Annotated in this window: 11 protein-coding genes and 1 tRNA gene; 5 read left to right on the forward strand and 7 right to left on the reverse strand. The window is 67.1% G+C overall.

Features of this window, described 5'->3' with window-relative positions:
• The first annotated feature begins 868 nt into the window (after positions 1-868).
• The 5 genes from TF1_RS10395 to TF1_RS10415 all read left to right on the forward strand — a co-directional run bounded on the left by TF1_RS10395 (position 869) and on the right by TF1_RS10415 (position 7,459).
• Positions 869-2,287 carry an LCP family protein gene (locus TF1_RS10395; RefSeq protein WP_011290466.1) on the forward strand — a complete coding sequence of 473 codons (1,419 nt, stop codon included), beginning with the start codon at positions 869-871 and terminating at the stop codon, positions 2,285-2,287.
• A 558-nt stretch (positions 2,288-2,845) separates the two neighbouring features.
• Positions 2,846-4,117 (forward strand): mannose-6-phosphate isomerase, class I, encoded by a 1,272-nt coding sequence (gene manA, locus TF1_RS10400; RefSeq protein WP_011290465.1) that lies wholly within the window; start codon positions 2,846-2,848, stop codon positions 4,115-4,117.
• The gene (locus TF1_RS10405; RefSeq protein WP_227480965.1) at positions 4,114-5,220 is read left to right on the forward strand and encodes a hypothetical protein; all 1,107 of its coding nucleotides are present in this window, start codon (positions 4,114-4,116) and stop codon (positions 5,218-5,220) included. Before manA ends, TF1_RS10405 begins: the two co-directional genes overlap by 4 nt.
• Positions 5,217-6,527, forward strand: a complete 1,311-nt coding sequence (locus TF1_RS10410) for a DUF6716 putative glycosyltransferase (protein ID WP_061783851.1) — start codon at positions 5,217-5,219, stop codon at positions 6,525-6,527. The genes TF1_RS10405 and TF1_RS10410 overlap by 4 nt, the downstream gene beginning before the upstream one ends.
• A 173-nt stretch (positions 6,528-6,700) precedes the next feature.
• Positions 6,701-7,459, forward strand: a complete 759-nt coding sequence (locus TF1_RS10415; RefSeq protein ID WP_038042994.1) for a metal-dependent hydrolase — start codon at positions 6,701-6,703, stop codon at positions 7,457-7,459.
• 27 nt (positions 7,460-7,486) lie between these two features.
• On the opposite strand, the gene TF1_RS10420 is transcribed toward TF1_RS10415, so the two are convergent.
• The 7 genes from TF1_RS10420 to gyrA all read right to left on the reverse strand — a co-directional run bounded on the left by TF1_RS10420 (position 7,487) and on the right by gyrA (position 16,761).
• Positions 7,487-8,815, reverse strand: coding sequence for a polysialyltransferase family glycosyltransferase (locus tag TF1_RS10420; protein ID WP_011290461.1), 1,329 nt, complete (start codon positions 8,813-8,815; stop codon positions 7,487-7,489).
• A 4-nt stretch (positions 8,816-8,819) separates the two neighbouring features.
• Positions 8,820-9,782 (reverse strand): glycosyltransferase family 2 protein, encoded by a 963-nt coding sequence (locus tag TF1_RS10425; RefSeq protein ID WP_011290460.1) that lies wholly within the window; start codon positions 9,780-9,782, stop codon positions 8,820-8,822.
• A gap of 78 nt (positions 9,783-9,860) precedes the next feature.
• Positions 9,861-10,772, reverse strand: coding sequence for an N-acetylneuraminate synthase family protein (locus tag TF1_RS16505; RefSeq protein ID WP_011290459.1), 912 nt, complete (start codon positions 10,770-10,772; stop codon positions 9,861-9,863).
• 6 nt (positions 10,773-10,778) lie between these two features.
• The gene (locus TF1_RS16510; protein WP_340147992.1) at positions 10,779-11,969 is read right to left on the reverse strand and encodes an acylneuraminate cytidylyltransferase; all 1,191 of its coding nucleotides are present in this window, start codon (positions 11,967-11,969) and stop codon (positions 10,779-10,781) included.
• A gap of 1,119 nt (positions 11,970-13,088) precedes the next feature.
• Positions 13,089-13,162, reverse strand: a tRNA-Ile gene (locus TF1_RS10440).
• Positions 13,163-13,322: 160 nt separating this feature from the next.
• Positions 13,323-14,015, reverse strand: a complete 693-nt coding sequence (locus tag TF1_RS10445; RefSeq protein ID WP_011290457.1) for a DUF3566 domain-containing protein — start codon at positions 14,013-14,015, stop codon at positions 13,323-13,325.
• A gap of 199 nt (positions 14,016-14,214) precedes the next feature.
• Positions 14,215-16,761: a DNA gyrase subunit A gene (gyrA, locus tag TF1_RS10450; RefSeq protein WP_011290456.1), complete on the reverse strand. Its 2,547-nt coding sequence runs from the start codon at positions 16,759-16,761 to the stop codon at positions 14,215-14,217.
• Positions 16,762-16,808 lie beyond the last annotated feature (47 nt).

Here is a 16,808-nt window from a genome sequence, read left to right on the forward strand (position 1 = left end):
GCTCCCCCCGGCTGACTTCACGCCTGAACGTGACATGCCCGAACCAGGATTCTCGCCACTTCACGAGACGGTCGCAAAGACAACCTGTGGATAAACCTGGGGACATCCTGTGGATGACTGGCGTCTAGTTGTGGATAACCTGTGCACGCAACCTGTGGATAACTTTTCCCCACCCTCTAATCACAGCCTCTGAGCTGCAAAAACTCTGTCCACGGGCTGTGCATGAAAAAAATTCTGCAGATAGATATCCACAAGTTATCCACAGGCTAGGGCGACACCTGTGGATGTTCTTGACTCCGACTTCCCCACGTATCCACTGCGGCAGCCGAGGCCCCTCGACCCCTCTCGGACGGCTACGCGAACCCCGCTACGGCAGGCGATGGCGCAGCCCGCACCCTCACACGCACCGACGGGACATGGGCGGCGCTGTCCTCAGCGAAGCGCCGGACCCGAGGCAGGTGCGGCCGCGCGGAAACCCCGTCCCGCCGCACACACCCCCTGGAAACGAGGGCCCGTGCCCTGCCATTGCCGATTCCTTTCCTACCGCAGCCGCCGCGGCCCGCACCATCCTCTTCTCACAACAGCTTCCGCTGCAGCACACAGCGGTTTTCCCCACCACCCGGAAAGGCCCGCTACGTTCCGGTTCCTCGGCATCTGCGCTGTTCACTCTGCTGAACCAGGTAGGCCCAAGGCATACTTACCCCGCCCCTCTGGCGTTTCCCTTCTCCCCTCGAACCCCGTTTTCCTGACTTTCCACAGCAAAAGCCAAAAATTCCGCAACTCACCACGAAAAGGAAGGTAGGGCGCCGAGTGGTCGCCGTGTTTCCCGGTTAGATGCCTCCCCACGGATGCGTGGGGGTGGTTGACCATGGCATATCCAGCGGAAGGCGGGCGGCGCCCACGGTTCTGGGCGACCGCGCGCGCCGCATTATGGACGAGCGCTTCGGCCCTCCTGCCCGGCCTCGCCCACCTGCGCGCTGGGAAACGCGCCGCAGGAGCCGGCATCCTCGGAGGATTCCTCCTGCTCGCCACCGCCGCCGGTGCGGCCTTCTACCAACTGCGCAGCGACCTGTCCTGGCAGGCGTGGCTGGCTGCCCAGCCCTACTGGGTGGAAGCGGTCGCCATCGGCGCCGTAGCCCTCGCCACCCTGTGGTCGAGCATCATCATCCGGTCCTGGCAGCTCACCCGGCCGCGCCCCGAACGCTGGGGGTCCCGGGCCGTAGGCGCGGTACTGGTCACCGTCCTGTGCACCGCGCTCATCGTGCCGTTCGCGTTCGTCGTCCGCACCGCCGTCACCCTGCACAGCACGCTGACCAGCGTGCTCGCCCCCGCCGAACCGGCGTCCCAGGCTGCCGCCGACACCCCGTGGCCCCACCGCTCCCATATCAACGTCCTGCTCCTCGGCGGCGACGCCGGCGACAACCGGTACGGGCTGCGCACCGACACGATGATCGTGGCCAACATCGACATCGACAGCGGGGACACGGTCCTCATCAGCGTGCCCCGCAACCTGGAAAACGTGCCGTTCCCCGAAGGCACAGCGCTCGCGGAACGCTACCCGGAGCCCTACGGATTCGACGACCTGCTCAACGAGGTCTACCAGACGGTGGCTGAAGAACCCGAGGAGCTGGCCATCAACCCCGACGCGCCCGATCCAGCCGCGGACACGCTGAAGCACGTCATCGGGCACGCACTCGGCATCTCCATCGACTACTACGCTCTCGTGGACCTCCGCGGGTTCGCGGACCTCATCGACGCGATCGGCGGCGTGGTCGTCCCCGTGGAAGAACCCATCCGCTACGGCCGCCGCGGCGAAGGCCTGCTCGAACCAGGGGAGCGGCGCATGAGCGGCAAAGAAGCGCTGTGGTACAGCCGCAGCCGCACAGACAGCGACGACTACGCCCGCATGGGCCGCCAAGGCTGCCTGTTGAAATACGTCGCGGAGCAGACCAACCCGGTGACAGTGCTGCGCCGCTTCGACGAACTCGCCGACGCCACACAGCGCACCCTCACCAGCGACATTCCCCCTTCCCACCTGCCTGCCCTCGTCGACCTGGCCAGGCGGGTCTCCCAAGCGCGCATGCACACCCTGCAGCTTTCCCCGCCCCAGGTCACCACCGCGCACCCCGACTGGACGGAGATCCGCACACTCGTCGACAGGGCGATCCGCAGCAACGGCGAAGACCACGGCCCTGCCGACACCGCCAAGCAGCCGTCACCGTCCCCCGACAGCCCTGGCCGCCAGATCGGGAAAAAACCGGTCTCGCTCGACAGGCTCTGCCCATGAGCCCCGGCCGCACAGCCGTCTGGGACAGGCTGCTCCGACCCGCAGCAGCCCCACCATGGGCGCTTCCCGCTGGGCGGGCCCCGCCCGAGAAACACACAGGGGGTGTGAAACCGGAGGAACAAGGTATGCCCATCGAAGAGCCGCAGAACTGTAAGCATACAACAACAGAAAGTCACGAGACTCTGGGGTGAGCGTGCCCAGCCGGAAGGAGGACCCTGTGAGCCCAGCCGCGTCCTCTCGCCCAAGCAGCGAGGAGCGTCGCGGGTCCTCCACGGCGCCTGGCAGTGGAGTACAGGCCCGGGACCGCTCGCCAAGAAACCGCGCCAACGATCACACAAGGCTCACTGCTGGACAAAAGTGGCCCACTTCATACGATCCTGGCCTAACCTACAGATTCCCTACTAGCGAGTTAAATCTTGCTGGCGCGAGGACGAAATTCAGGGGGAACACCCCTCTGATCACGGTTTTCACCGTCTTGTCGGGGTTAGCGTGGCGGCTACCGCGTCCTGGTGAACCGAGTTCGAGGGCGCACCGTTCCGCCTCACGGAGGGACTGACCATGTGGCGACTCGCCAACCACGTTCGGCAGTACGCGTGGGGATCCACCACCGAGATCCCTAGGCTGCTCGGAATTGAACCCAACGGGCAACCCCAAGCCGAACTGTGGCTGGGTGCCCACCCCAGTGCCCCCAGCACGATCGCCAGTGGCGGCACGGAACCGATCGGACTCGACGCGATGATCGCGTCCGACCCGGTCACAACACTCGGCACAGAAGTGGCGCGCAGCTTCAACAAACGCCTGCCCTTCCTCCTGAAATTCCTCGCCGTCGCCCAACCCCTGTCGCTGCAGGCCCACCCCGACAAGGAACGCGCCCAAGCCGGATTCGCCGCAGAAGAAGCCGCCGGGATTCCCATCGACGCGCCGCACCGCAACTACCGGGATCCCAACCACAAACCAGAACTCGTCATGGCGCTCGGCGAATTCGAAGCCCTCTGCGGGTTCCGCTCCCCGGCCGCCTCAGCGGCCGACCTCGCCGGCCTCACCACCCCGCTGGCACAGGCACTCCACGCCGACCTGACCGCAGCCGATCCGTCCGCGGCACTGCGCTCCGCCATGACCCGGCTGCTCACCCTGCCCGCTGACCAGCGCGCCACCCTGGTCACCGAAACCGCGGAAGAACTCGCGGAACGCGCCACAGCGCCCTCCCGCCACCTGCGGGCCGTGCTCGACCTCGCGGAACGCTACCCCGGCGACCCGGGGGCCATTGCAGCGCTCCTCCTCAACCACGTGGTGCTGTCCCCAGGGCAAGCCCTGTTCCTGCCCGCGGGCAACGTCCACGCCTACCTGCACGGGGTCGCCGTGGAAGTGATGGCCACCTCCGACAACGTGCTCCGCGCAGGCCTCACCACCAAACACGTCGACCCTGAGGAACTCCTCAAGGTGCTCGACTACAGCATGCTGCCCATCCCCTACGTGGAACCCGTGGTGCGGGACGGCCTGATCGAATACCGGCCCGACATCGACGACTTCGCGCTCATCGTCGCCGAACCCAGGGAGAAAGCGGTGTGGCTTCCCGAAGGCCCCGCCATCGCCCTCGTCGTCGAAGGCGCCGTGGAACTCCACGCACCCAGCGGAGGCAACCTCGCCCTGGCCCGCGGAGAATCCGCCTTCCTCAGCGCCCGCACCGGCCCCGTGCTCGCCTCCGGCCAAGGCCGCATCATCATCGCCACCGTGGCCCAGCAGCCGGCCGCCACCACGGCAGACCACCACGACCACACCACCCGTTGGTCTTCCGTTCACCCGACCCTGGATCCCGTTAACCCACGATGAGTACTCTGCGTGCCGCCCTCCTTTCCTTTCTCTCCCCCGGTGTCGACATACCGGGACGACAGGTCGGCATCGTGAAGAACTCCTCGTCTCCCGCGTTCTGCCCGGACCGTGCGGACAGCACCACCACCGCTATGGCCTGGGTGGAAACCCCGCTGCAACTCCTGTCCGTGGTCGAAGCCCACCACACCGGTGCCTTCGCCCAGCACACGCAGGTCCTGCCCCGCGCCGGATCCCCGTCCCTCGCGGACACGGTCACCGCACTGGCCGAGACCGATCTTCCCGACGGGCTCACCGTCCTGCCCGCCGTCCCCAGCCTGGCCCCGCACCACAGCGGGTCCGGGGTCTGGTTCATCGGGGACGCGTTCTCCGGACAAGTGCAGCGCTCCCTGCTCGGCAGCCGCGCCCGCCACTACGTCATCGTGGACGACGGGCTCGCCACCCTCCACCTGCTCCGCCTGCTCAGCCGCCGCACCGCAGTCCCGCTGGAGCGGGCCCGCGTGCGCTCCACCCTGCCCCGCCGCCTCCTCGGCCTGGCAGCGGCACGGAAGATCCGCGCGGCGGCACGCACCGGACGGGTCACCGTGTTCACCATGCTCCCGCTGCCCGACCGTCTAGTCGACGAAGCCACCGCGGTCGGCATCCGCATCATCACGCACGACTTCCCCTGGCTGCGGTCCCTGCCAGGCGGGACCCTGCCCGAGGAAAACCGCGTGGTGCTCGGCACGGCAATGGTCTGCGACGGCCTCATCCACGCCGAGCCCTACCTGGCGTGGGTGACGCACCAAGCCGAGCAGGCACCGCTCCTCTACTACCCGCACCGGCGGGAAGACGACCGCACCCTGGCAGTCCTGCGCGCCCACCCTCGCCTGCGGGTCGCCGACCAGGGCCTCCCCGCCGAACTGGCCTTGCGCGGACTAGCCGCCCGGCACGAAGTGGTGAGCCTGCCGTCCACGGCCGTGACCTCGCTCCGCGTTCTGCTGGAACGGAACGGCACCACGGTCAGCGCGGTACCGATCCCGGAAACGTGGTGGACCGACCAGGCCACCCCCAGTCTGCGAGCCCACTTGAGCACATTCGTCACACATCCGAAGGACCCGTCGTGACCAACCGTGGACCCGTGCACGTCATGGCGATCGCCGACTCCGACTCCTACCTGAAATGGGCGGCGTGCCTCGTCGACGCCCTTCCCCCTGACTGGTCCGGGGAACTCGCAGTGGCCCGCACCCCGATCGCCCCCTCCCCCACCCAGATGCGGGGCGCGCTCGAAAGCACCCGCGCGAGCGCTGCGCTGCCGCCCGTGCTGTCCGCCACGGCGCTGCGCCGCGCCGTACGCCGCACCCGCCCCGACGTGGTGGTGACCGCGTGCACCGGCCCCGTGGTCGACTTGCTCATCAACGACGTGCTCGCCGGGCTCACCCCGCGCCCGGTCTTCGTCTCCGGCCTGCCCGGGGTGTCTGTTCCAGCCACGGAGAAAGCGTGGCTATACCGCGCCCCCGTCGACTTGTTCATCGTGCACAGCCACCGGGAAGCAGCCGAGTTCCGGGAATTGGGCGAACAGCTGGGGGTGACCGGGGAAGTCGGGCTCGCCACCCTGCCGTTCCTCCCCCACAACCCTGCCCCGGCCCTCCCCGCACCGGCTGCTCCCAGGGAAGCGCCGCGCAACCGCGTCGTCTTCGCCACCCAGGCGAAAGTGCCCGTGGAACGGGAAGAACGTGAAGCGATCCTGCGTGCCCTCGCCGACCTTGCGGCCCGCCGCCCCGACCTGGAAGTCGTCGTCAAACTGCGGGCCCGCGCCCACGAACAGCAGACCCACCGGGAACGCCACCACTACGAAACCCTGTGGCAGAACCTGGTGGCGGCCGGGGAAGTGCCCGCCGACGCGGTCACGTTCGCGGACGGGTCGATGCGGGAACAGCTCGCGCACGCCGTCGGTTTCGTCACGGTCAGCTCCACGGCCGCGCTCGAAGCGATCGCCTACGACGTGCCGCTGCTGATCCTGTCGGACTTCGGCGTATCCGCAGAAATGATCAACCTGGTGTTCGAAGACAGCGGCACCCTCGGCACCCTGGAAGATCTGCGCACAGCCGAATTCCGGAAACCGGACCCGCAGTGGTGTGCGGCGAACTATTTCCACGACGCGGCCGACAACGACTGGGTGCCGCGGTTGAGCGCGCTCGTGGCACGCGCCCGCACGGAAGGGCTGCCAGTACGGCCCCCACTGCTCACCAGTCCCAAAGACGTGGCGCGGCGCCGCCGGGGACGGCTGCGCATGGAAGTGCCACCGGGTGCGCTGCGTACGATCGGCCGGTTCCGGAAACGCCTCAAACGAGTCCGCCGCCTGCTCACCCCCGCGAAGAAACCCGCGGCGCAACCGGTGCACCACGACCGGGCCGAACAGTCGTCCACCTAGCGGACCCGTGGGCAGCCGCGGTTCCCCACCCAGCGCACTGGCGGTCCAGGGGGCGCCCGTTTTTCGGACAGGGAGTCCTCCCCCCACCGGGACAGCAGTAAATATCGGCTCCCGCGCAATGGGGTAGGACATGGCCCGTCCCCCCAACAATTGGAGAACGGGAGTCCACCACGATGATGGGCTTCAGCCATGCGACCACCGGAGTCCTGGTCGGAGTCGCTGTCGCTGCTCCGCTCGCTGCCGCCGCGGGCACCCCTCCCACCCCCATGGGCCTGCTGGCGTGGGCGTTACTCGGCGCGGGCTCGGCCTTAGTCCCCGACCTCGACCATCCCTCCTCGACCGCCACCCGCTCCCAAGGGTTCGTCACCGGCCTGCTGTCCCGGGGAATGCGCGCCCTGTCGCTCGCCGTCTACCGGCGCACCCGAACCCCAGCCGACCGCTCCGACGGGGAACACCGCCACCTAGGCCACACCCCCGTCTTCGCGGCCGCAGTCGGCGCAGTGATCGGCCTGCTCTGCCACCTGTCCTGGTGGGCGACCCTGGTCACCGCATGGTTCCTGGCTTTTCTCGGCCTCCGCGCGCTCCGCAAAGTCGCGTGGCGGGGACTGCGTACCGCGCTCGGCTCGTGGCCGGGCGCGGCCCTCGGCGCGCTCTGCGTGGCCGCACTGTTCCTGACCGCGTGGGACAACCACCCGCCCGGGTGGATCGTCGGCGCCGTCGTCGCCCTCGGCATGATCGTCCACTCCCTAGGAGACGCGCTCACCTCCTCGGGAGTTCCCCTCGCCTGGCCGTTCACCGTCAACGGCCGCCGCTGGGCCATGCTCGGCGTGCCCCGGTGGATGCGGTTTCGTACCGGAACCTGGCCGGAATGGGTGGTGGGGGCCGTGTCCCTCACCGGATCGCTCGCCGTCGGCTACGCGCTCGTCGCCTAACCGTGCTGCGGCCCGCGGCAGCCCACGTCAGGACCGTCCCCGCAGGCGGCGCACCCGGGCAGCCAGCCAAGGCAGCGAGCGCGGCTTGGCGGGGGCAGCGCCGGGCAGCCGCAGCGCGGTGAGCCGCCGCTTCTTGAAATAGCGGCGCGTCACCTCGTCAAGCCCGCGGGACAGATACGCTACGGCCTCGTCCCGCAGATGCGAGTACACGCTGTTCTGCATGCAGTAGCCCACCGCCACCAGCAGCGGCAGCAGCTCCTCCGCTACCCGGTCGGCGGTGATCCGCGGCGGGTGCACGGTACCGTCCTCGGCCAGCCGCGGCATCGTGGCGTCGGCGAGCGTCACCGGAATCCGGTTGCTGTTCTGATACGGGGTGATCCGATCCAGCAGCAGTTCCGTGCCCACGGTCGCCACTGGCAGACCGTAGTAGCGGGACGCGGTACTCAACCCCGTAGAGAACACACCTACCACGAGAGCCGGGCGCAGCACCTCGTACCACACTTCCACGGGCACCGGCTCGTCGAGCACCACCAGTTGCACCCCCTGCTGTTCAGCGGTGGCGTGCAACGTCCGGAACGTGCGCGCTGTGGTTGACGGGTGCGGTTTGAACAGCACTGTGCGGTGGCCTTGGGCAGCCACCCCGCGCAGCATGCGCGCGTGCAGCGCATCCTCCTCAGCCGCGGTAAGAAAGTTGAGCGCCGCAAGATACTGGCCGAGCAGGAGCGGCGCCCCCGCCCACGCCGTGCGTTCCCCCACCCCGTCCACAGCTTTCGCTACCTCGGCCACCACGGCACGAAACGCTTCACCGCTGATCGTGCGGCGCGCAACCCCGTACTCGCTGAGCAGCAGCGGCTCCACCCCGGGCACCAGGTCAAGGTAGAGGACCCGGTCGATACGGGTGGCGACCTCGCGCGGCGGCGACTCCCGGGTCGGGCCGTAGCTCATCAACCCGTCGGAGTACACGGTGATCGCGGCATCGTCGAACACGGAAGCGAACGCCCGCGCCGGCGGCACTTGAATGGACTCCACCACCAGGTGCAGCGGCTCGTCCTCCGCCAGATCCCAGTAATGGCGCAGCAGCCGGTTCAGAAGCGGCCGCTCCTGCTGTCGCGGCTGCCATGTGGACGGGTGGAACGGCCACAGCAGCTCGTTCCAGGACACCACCTCCCCGAAACGCGACCGCAGCACATCAAACCCGGGGGCGGCATCCAACGGCGGAACCACCTCGGGCACGAGCGCATTGTTCGACACCACGAGGATGCGCCGCTGGTCTGCCGCACCGAACTGGCCCGCGTCCAACGCGGCAGCAAGCGACATCGCACCGAAAAACGTGCTGGCGACGAAAAGCTGCGCCATCAGGTCAGGCCACCACCGTTTCCAGGTCGACCAGTTCCGCGAGAAGCTGTTCGCGTTCCGCCCCCAAAGCGGGCAGCACCCGGGCGAGAAGACGCGGCGGCATAGCGCTCAGCGCCGCAGCAGCCCGCGACCGCAGTTGTCGCCGCACCCGCGGAGCCAACCGGTCCTCCCGGTCAAGGTGGAAGGCAATCAACGCACAGTAGGTGCGGATGAGCTTAGGAAGATAGCGTTCCCCGTCAGGCAGGGACTCCAGTTCCGCGCGGATCCGGTCGTGGGCGTCGAAGAACTGCAACTGCCGCTCGTCCCCTGCCTGAGTCAGCGACTGGGGGACCTCCCGCCGGTAGAACACCCCGACCAGGGGGACAGCCGCAAACGTGTCGGCGTGCAAGTGCAGCCGCCACGTCCACAACCGGTCTTCAGCGGTGTGCAAGTCCTCGTCGAAGGAGAGCAGGCCCTGCTCGTACAAGCGCCGGTCGTAGACACCGGACCACACGTTGGGATAGTCGACCATGGTGGTCGCATGCTCCGGGGGGATACCGGAGCGTGCGGGAAGCGCCACCCCACGCCGCCCTTCAGGGACCCGCGCCCTGCTGCGGGCCTTCCCCGTGACTTTGACATGGTCGGTTTTGATGAAGTCGACCCCCAGGTCCGCGATCGCCTCGACCGCGTCCGCCAAATATCCGGGAGCCAGCCAGTCGTCGCCGTCGAGAAAAGCGACATACTGGCCCTGCGCCACCGCCAGTCCCCGGTTGCGGGCCGCGGACGGCCCCAGCGACCGCTCGGAACGGAGCAGGGTCAGCCCCGGCACCCCCGAATCTTCCACCACCTCAGGGGTGGCGTCGGAAGAAGCGTCGTCCACAACGATGAACTCGAAGTCAGGCCGTGCGTTGCGCCGCAGGCTTTCCAGCGTGTCCGCGATCAACGGTGCAACGTCACGCACCGGAATGATGACCGACAGAGTGGTCACTCACGAGCCCCCAGCAGAAACGAAAACGGGAATGTTCGGGAGGCCGCAGCCTCCCGAACACGACAGCACCGTGCCGGCTCACGCGGTGGTGCGGCGCAGCCGTTTCCGGGGCTCCTCCTCCCCCGGGAAGACGCGCTTCACACCGTCGCCGAGCGCCTGCTCAATCACCCGGATGTCCCGGACCAGGTGCTGCAGCCCCGCGGGCTCCAGCGAGGCGGCGTGGTCCGACCCCCACATGGTGCGGTCTAACGTGATGTGCCGTTCCACCGCCACCGCGCCCAACGTGACCGCGGCCAACGAAATCTGCAGGCCACGCTCGTGCCCCGAATAGCCGACCGGCACCCCGTAGCGCTCCCGCAGCGTGATGATCGTCCGCAGGTTCGCCTCCTCCGGCGGCATCGGATAGGTGGAGGTGGAGTGCATGAGGATCAGCTTGCTGCGGTCGAAGATCTCCACCGCCGCGTCGATCTCCTCAATCGTCGACATGCCCGTCGACAGGATGATCGGCTTTCCAGTTGCGGCCAGCGCCCGCAGCAGTTCGTGGTCGGTGATCGACGCGGAAGCCACCTTGTGGGCGACCACGTCGAACGACTCCAGGAACTCCACCGACGGCACATCCCACGGGGACGCGAACCACTGGAGACCGTTCTCCTCGCAGATCTTCGCGATCTCGGTGTACTCGTCCCGGCCGAACTCCACCCGGTGCTTGTACTCCAGGTAGGTCATCTCGCCCCACGGGGTCTGCCGTATCTTGTCCCGCTGTTCCTTGGGGACACAGATCTCAGGTGTCCGCTTCTGGAACTTGACAGCGTGACATCCGGCTTCCGCCGCGACCTCGATCAACTGGCGCGCAATGTCCACGTCGCCGTTGTGGTTGATTCCGATCTCGCCGATGACGTAGGTGGGCTGGCCGGGTCCGACCAGAATGTCACCGATCGCTACGGGAGCCGGAACAGACACGCTGAGGTCGGTCGTTGCGTTCTGGGTCATGGCTACCTATCCTTTGCGTGCCGCGAGGACGCGTTCACAGATCTCGCGGACCGCCCCGGAGCCTCCGGGACGGGTCAGAACAAGCCGGGCCGCGGCGAGGACATCCGGATGGGAGTCCGGGACCGCGATCGGCCATCCGACCTCGGCCAGGCAACCGAGGTCATTCACGTCGTTTCCGACGTAGGCGACGCGGGCTGGGTCGAGCCCTTCGTCGGCCATCCACTGGAGCAGGGCTGTGCGCTTGTCGCTCAGCCCGTGCATCACAGGGACACCTAGTTTTCGTGCACGCGCCCGCACCACCGAGTTGACCTCGGTGGAGAGAATGCACACGCGGATACCTGCCTTAAGGAGCAGGCTCACCCCCATACCGTCACCGCGGTTCACCACCACCGTTTCACGTCCGTCCTGGTCCACGTAGACGCGGTCGTCGGTGTGCACACCGTCGAAATCGGTGACCACGGCGTCGACGTCCAACGGTTCTTCCCGGTCCAGTGCACGGGCGACCGCGCAGGCCAGGTCCAGTTCCTCGACCGAGTCCACTTCCACCGCGTGGGCGGGGTTGACCTGCTGCACGGCGATACGGCCGAAGAACCGGTGCTGGTGCTCGCGGAAACCGGAGACACGCAGCACGTAGAACGCTCCGGTCTCCCGGTAATGCGGGGCGCGGTCCTGGCGGCGCGGCCGGTACGTGTGGTCATGGTTGACCCCGCGTGCCCCATCGGGGGTGATGTGCCACAGGAACTCGTAGGTTTCCACGGCGGAGAACACCGAGTCGGCCAGGTCGTCGCGGACCTGCCGCACCGCGTCGTCCAGGTCAGCGGGGTCGATGAACGGGCTGGTGCACTGGACGAAGACCAGGATCTGCGGGTTGATGCCGTCTTCCGTGAGCCGGTCGAGGGCGTGCAGCAGCACCGACTCGGAGGACGCGGTGTCCGCGCCCAGGTCGGCAGGGCGTTCCACCACGGTGGCCCCGGCGTCGCGGGCGACTGCGGCGATGCCGTCATGGTCGGTGGAGACAACCACCATGTCGACGAGGTCGGCGCGGCGGCAAGCGTCCACTGCGCGCGCCACCAGAGGGCGGCCGCCTACTCTGGCGAGGTTCTTCAGGGGGACCCCCTTGGATCCTCCTCGTGCGGGTATGACGGCGACAACGCTCACAGGCTGGGCTCCAGGATCGGGAAGAGAAGAAGAGGACACACAACCCCCGCATCCGGTCCCGAAAACCGGTCAGGGGCCATCGACAGTAATGGGACTTCCCTACACCTGGGTGAACAGCAACCCCGCAAACAGTGAATATGACTTTGTGATCCGGCACAGGGTGCGTATCAGGATCTTTCACAGCAAAAACGGGCATTGCGGAAGACGGTGGTGCTGCTTCCCCTGCCAGCACGGCGGTTCCGATCGTTCACCTGCTGTTCATAGCGGACACTCCGGGAAGTCGACCTACTGCACGGAGTAAGAAACAGGAGCGGAGATCCCCAAGTCCGGCGTGTCACGCTTCCCTCTGCGCGCAGGTCTATGGCAAGGCACGGCCGGGTTCGGCAGACGGTGTGTGGCGAGCGTGGGACATCCCGCGGTGGAGCTGGACTGGGAGGACGAGAGGGAAACCGTGCTGGAGAAGGCCCCGACTGGTCTTGCCACGCATCAGCCGAGACTCGAGCAGGGTTCCCCGCCCTGGGCTCGCGGTGGCTTCCGCCGTGCCGCCTGTGCTGGGTGAACGCTCACGCAGGCATCACCACCATCGCCAGGACAACCCGCGCCGACTGCGACAGTCCTCCTTTTCACAAGGAAAGGAAGTTCACCCTCGGCGAGCAGCAAAGTCTTAGCGGCCCATCCGGGCAGGGCGCATGCCGCGCAAGCGTTCCACGGGATCCCGGCGGTCTCTGCGATAGACAGGGAGCACGGCGTCTACCTCTCCCCCAGTTGCCCATCACGTTCGCGCTTCAACGTGGGCGGCCTCTCGAGAGCCGTTGACACTTCTTCACCCCAGGAGATCGCCAACCACTTGGGAATGAAGGAAGGGGCAAGGCATCGGTCCGGCGCCGCCTGTACTTCAGGGTTGCTGCCCCTCTTAGGGGCGATAAGGAAACGTGCACACCTGGCAGCGCGGCCAGAGCGGCGGGTTGCTGCCCCTCTTAGGGGCGATAAGGAACCTGGTGATGACCAGCCCTACGTGGTGGGTGTCGAGATGTGCCGCAACCAGATCTCGAACGCGATGGAGATCTCCACGCCTAGCGGCGGGGATCCAGCGGGACGGATTCGCTCCCCAAGAGCGGAAATTAAAAGGCCCCCGCATCCGGCGAGGGCCTTGAACTGTGGGCGTACCTGGACTTGAACCAGGGGCCTCATCCTTATCAGGGATGCGCTCTAACCGACTGAGCTATACGCCCTTCGCTCGTGTAGAACTCTACCGCATCCAGGGGAGTGGGGCGAACCGGAAACCCCCGGGTGGGAGAGGAAGTCCGGAGTGGTTTGCTCCGTCTTCTTCAATTCTACCCGCTTCTGGAAGTCCTCGGGCCCGTGCTCTGCGGCACGGGCCCGCGAGAAGACTCACTCGGTTTCGCTGAGCGTTACGTCGATGCCGCCCACGAGGTCAGCGGACAGGTTGTAAAGCATCGCACCTGCGGTAGCGAGAGCCGTGATGAGGATGACGTTCAGCGCACCGAACAGCGCGGTGTATCCAAGAATCCGGGTCGGCGAGAACCAGACCTCCGGGTTGATGATGAACTCCTCACTGACCTCGTCCCCCTCGGTCAGCGAGGTGATCAGCTCCGTCACCGCGTCGAACACACCCAGGACTTCCAGCCCGGTGTAGAGCACTGCGACCGCCACGAACAGGATGATGAAGCACACCAGCGAGATGATGAAGCTGAACTTCATCACCGACCACGGTTCGATCCGGCTCAGCGTCAGATGCGCCTTACGCGCCGCGGTCTTGGCGGTCTTGCTTTCGGCACTCGGTGACGCGGCAACCGCTTCTGCTGCCATATCCGAACCCCCCTGTGCAGCTTCCGAGGTCGATGCCTCGGCCGCGTCCGCGCTCTCCGGAGACTCCCCCTCAGCGCCTCCGGTCGTCTCGGGACCCCCTGCCCCAGTCACTTCATCAGAGTCCGTGGCCGTCCCGAGCGTCTCGGTCTCGGGTCCCTCGACCTCGGTAGTCCTTGCGGCGTCTACTCCGCTCTTGTCGGTATTGGCAGGATTCGGCTCCACCGCAGCGGACTCTCGTTGCGCGTTGTCGGACATAGCCACGTTACCGCTGAACTCTCCCTATAGTCGGTGGAATTCGGGGAGATCTCAGGACAGGAGCACCGAACTCCACGAAACGAATGTCACTGATGACGAAAAACCACTCTATTGAGTGGTGGACATGGCGGCCAGTGGCACGCGCGAGGGGCGGGTAATACCTTTCCCCTCACGCGTGCGCACGCGTTTCACGTGAAACTCAGTCTTGTTCGGTGTCTTCGGCGTCCTCGGAACCGTGTGCACCGTTCTCGGCGTCGTCGCCCATCCCCTCCGTGTTGCGGGCGATAGCGACCACGTGGTTGCCCTTGGAGAGGTGCATGAGGCGGACGCCCATGGTGGCCCGCTGCGACTGTTTGATCTCCGCGCACTTGGTGCGGATCACGCCGCCGTTGGAGGTGATCGCGAGGATCTCGTCCTCGGGGTCGACCATCAGCGCGCCCACGAGCTTGCCCCGGGACTCCACGATCCTGGCGGTGAGCACGCCCTTGCCGCCGCGCTTCTGCACCGGGTACTGGTCGGCCGGGGTGCGCTTGGCGTAGCCGCCTTCGGTAGCCACGAGCACGTCCGTGGCGCCTTCGCCTTCCCGGATGACGTCCATGCTGAGCAGGTAGTCGCCCTCGGCGAAGCGCATACCGATGACACCGCTGGTGGCGCGGCCCATGGGGCGCAGCGAGTCGTCGGAGGCGGGGAATCGGATCGCCTGGGCGTTGCTGCTGATCAGCAGCAGGTCGTCGGTGGGGTAGACGAGCCGGGCGGCGATGAGCTCGTCATCTTCCCGCAGGTTGATGGCGATGATGCCGGAGGAGCGGGCGGAGTCGAACTCCGCCAGCTTGGTCTTCTTCACCAGGCCGGAGCGGGTGGCGAGCACCAGGTAGGGGGCGGCGTCGTAGTCGCGCAGCGCCAGCACCTGGGCGATCTCCTCGTCCGGGAGGAACGGCACCAGGTTGGCGACGTGGTGGCCCCGGGAGTCGCGGGCGAGCTCCGGCAGCTCGTACGCCTTGGTGCGGTACACCCGGCCCTTGTTGGTGAAGAACAGGATCCAGTGGTGTGTGGTCGTCACGAAGAAGTGCTGGACGATGTCGTCCTGTTTGAGCTGGGCGCCGCGCACGCCCTTGCCGCCGCGCTTCTGCGCCCGGTAGTTGTCGAGGCGGGTGCGCTTCGCGTAGCCGCCCCGGGTGATGGTGACGACAATGTCCTCTTCGGCGATGAAGTCCTCCATCCGCATGTCGCCCTCGTAGGGGACGATCTCGGTGCGGCGGTCATCGCCGTACTTTTCGACGATTTCGGCGAGCTCGTCGCGGATGATCCTGCGCTGCCGCTCCGGGGATTCGAGGATCTCGTTGTAGTCGGCGATCTGCGCCATCAGCTCGTCGTATTCGCTGGTGAGCTGCTGGCGTTCCAGGGCCGCGAGTTTGCGGAGCTGCATGTCGAGGATGGCGCGCGCCTGCACGTCGTCGATGGCCAGGAGCTCCATGAGGCCGTTCTTCGCGTCGTCTGCGGAGGCGCTGCCTCGGATGAGCGCGATGACCTCGTCGATCCGGTCGATCGCCTTGAGCAGGGCGCGGAGGATGTGGGCGCGTTCCTCAGCTTTGCGCAGCAGGTAGCGGGTGCGCCGGACGATGACTTCGATCTGGTGGGCCACCCAGTGGCGGATCATCTGGTCGAGGCGGAGGGTGCGGGGGACTCCGTCCACCAGGGCCAGCATGTTCGCGCCGAACGTTTCCTGGAGCTGGGTGTGCTTGTACAGGTTGTTGAGGACGACCTTGGCCACCGCGTCGCGTTTGAGGACGATGACGAGCCGCTGGCCGGTGCGGCCGCTGCTCTCATCCTTGACGTCGGCGATCCCGCTGATCTTGCCTTCCTTGACGAGCTCAGCGATCTTCAGCGCAAGGTTGTCCGGGTTGACCTGGTAGGGGAGTTCGGTGACGACGAGGCACTGCCGGCCGCGCTTGTCCTCTTCGATCTCGACCACGGCGCGCATGGTGATCGAGCCGCGTCCGGTGCGGTAGGTCTCTTCGATGCCGCGCCGGCCGACGATGCGTCCGCGGGTGGGGAAGTCGGGGCCTTTGATGCGTTCGATGAGCGCGTCGAGGAGTTCCTCGTCGGAGGCGTCGGGGTGGTCGAGGTACCAGTAGACGCCTTCGGCCACCTCGCGGAGGTTGTGCGGGGGGATGTTGGTGGCCATGCCGACGGCGATACCCGACGACCCGTTGACGAGCAGGTTGGGGAAGCGTGCGGGAAGGACGACGGGTTCTTGGGAGCGGCCGTCGTAGTTGGGGCGGAAGTCGACGGTCTCCTTGTCGATGTCGCGCAGCATCTCCATGGCCAGCGGCGCGAGTTTGCACTCGGTGTAGCGCATGGCCGCTGCCGGGTCGTTGCCCGGGGAGCCGAAGTTGCCGTTGCCGTCGACCAGCGGCATCCGCATCGCCCAGGGCTGGGCGAGCCGCACCAGGGTCTCGTAGATGGCGGAGTCGCCGTGCGGGTGGTAGTTACCCATGACGTCCCCGACGACGCGGGCGCACTTGAAGTAGCCGCGGTCGGGACGGTACCCGCTGTCGTACATGGCGTACAGGACGCGCTGGTGGACGGGTTTGAGACCGTCGCGGACGTCGGGGAGGGCGCGGCCGATGATGACCGACATGGCGTAGTCGAGATAGCTGCGCTGCATCTCGACTTGGAGGTCGACCGGTTCGATGCGGCCGCCGGTGTTGTCGGGGGCCTCGGGAGTCGTGTTCACATCCGTCACGGGATGTCGATCCTTTTCTGGTGGGTCGTTCGCTGCCGGGAAACGTC

This window comes from Thermobifida fusca NBRC 14071 = JCM 3263, from assembly GCF_001592045.1.
Classification (GTDB): domain Bacteria; phylum Actinomycetota; class Actinomycetes; order Streptosporangiales; family Streptosporangiaceae; genus Thermobifida; species Thermobifida fusca.

Excerpts from the sequence above, each read along its gene's own strand:
- TF1_RS10395 (WP_011290466.1), top strand. The coding sequence starts at position 869 with ATGGCATATCCAGCGGAAGGCGGGCGGCGCCCACGGTTCTGGGCGACC.
- manA (WP_011290465.1), top strand. The coding sequence starts at position 2,846 with ATGTGGCGACTCGCCAACCACGTTCGGCAGTACGCGTGGGGATCCACC.
- TF1_RS10405 (WP_227480965.1), top strand. The coding sequence starts at position 4,114 with ATGAGTACTCTGCGTGCCGCCCTCCTTTCCTTTCTCTCCCCCGGTGTC.
- TF1_RS10415 (WP_038042994.1), top strand. The coding sequence starts at position 6,701 with ATGATGGGCTTCAGCCATGCGACCACCGGAGTCCTGGTCGGAGTCGCT.
- TF1_RS10420 (WP_011290461.1), bottom strand. The coding sequence starts at position 8,815 with ATGGCGCAGCTTTTCGTCGCCAGCACGTTTTTCGGTGCGATGTCGCTT.
- TF1_RS16505 (WP_011290459.1), bottom strand. The coding sequence starts at position 10,772 with ATGACCCAGAACGCAACGACCGACCTCAGCGTGTCTGTTCCGGCTCCC.
- TF1_RS10445 (WP_011290457.1), bottom strand. The coding sequence starts at position 14,015 with ATGTCCGACAACGCGCAACGAGAGTCCGCTGCGGTGGAGCCGAATCCT.